Origin of the sequence: Sutterella seckii, from assembly GCF_009183815.1 — a bacterium.
Lineage (GTDB): Bacteria > Pseudomonadota > Gammaproteobacteria > Burkholderiales > Burkholderiaceae_F > Sutterella > Sutterella seckii.
Genome location: NZ_WEHX01000205.1, coordinates 1 through 920 on the forward strand (window position 1 = coordinate 1; position 920 = coordinate 920).

At 58.4% G+C, this 920-nt stretch carries 1 protein-coding gene; it reads left to right on the top strand.

The genetic code is table 11. The features are described from left to right. The first annotated feature begins 103 nt into the window (after window positions 1–103). The gene (locus tag GBM95_RS11850; RefSeq protein ID WP_152159271.1) at window positions 104–832 is read left to right on the top strand and encodes an L-lactate permease; all 729 of its coding nucleotides are present in this window, start codon (window positions 104–106) and stop codon (window positions 830–832) included. The last annotated feature ends 88 nt before the right edge of the window (window positions 833–920 follow it).

Genomic DNA, 920 nt, shown 5'->3' on the forward strand with positions numbered 1-920 from the left:
GCATCCAAATGGACCACGGAAACAACCAAACGCGATCAGCTATTCCTCAAGCTGTTGGGGGTCAATTGAATCGTGGCCGCATTAGACGACTTTTAGGATTCCGATGATCATGCTCGCGGACCTCACGAGCCTCTCCGTCACGGACCTCTCCTCAACGGTGATTCTTCAGCTCGCGGTCTTCAATTTCCTTCTTCCCGTCGCGATGGTCTCGATTGTCGGAGGCGGCCTCGGCGCAGTGAAGGGAATCCTCTCCCTCCTCATCGGCATCGGCATCACGACCACCATTCCGCAGTATCTGACGGCGCGCCTCCTCGGGCCGCAGCTCGTCGCCTTTGCGGGGAGCCTCACGAGCCTCGTCTATCTTCTTCTCTGGCTGCGCATCTTCGAACACAAGACCCCCGGCGAACACCGCCGGTTCGGTAAGGAAAAGGAGGCGACGCATGAGCTTGGGTTCCTGCGTGCAGGAAGCATCTACCTCGTGATGTTCGTCCTCATCCTTGCCGCGAACCCGCTTTTCCCGAAGATTTCGGGCGAACTCGCCGCCGTCGCGACGCCCCTCAGCTTCACGCTCGATGACGGGCGCGTCCTTACGGCGAAGATCGACTGGATTGCGACGCCTGGCGTTCTCATCCTGATCTCCACGATTCTGGGCGGCCTCATTCAGGGCGCCGGTCCCCGCATCATGGGTGAAGCGTTCGCGCGCACCGCGAAGCAGCTCGCGCCTGCCGGGGTCGCCATCTGCGGGATCGTCGCCATGGCAACCGTCATGGACGTGAGCGGTCTCATTGAGAAAACCGCGGAGCCTTTGATTATTAACATATGCACAAAATAGTTGACAAGCGGCTACGGTTATGTTATAATTGATAAATGAGTTATGAAGATAAAACCACCACAACCCTCGACGGCCGCAAGGCCACTCC

Bases quoted from the DNA above. Each gene is read 5' to 3' on its own strand.
- GBM95_RS11850 (WP_152159271.1), top strand. From the start codon at position 104: ATGATCATGCTCGCGGACCTCACGAGCCTCTCCGTCACGGACCTCTCC.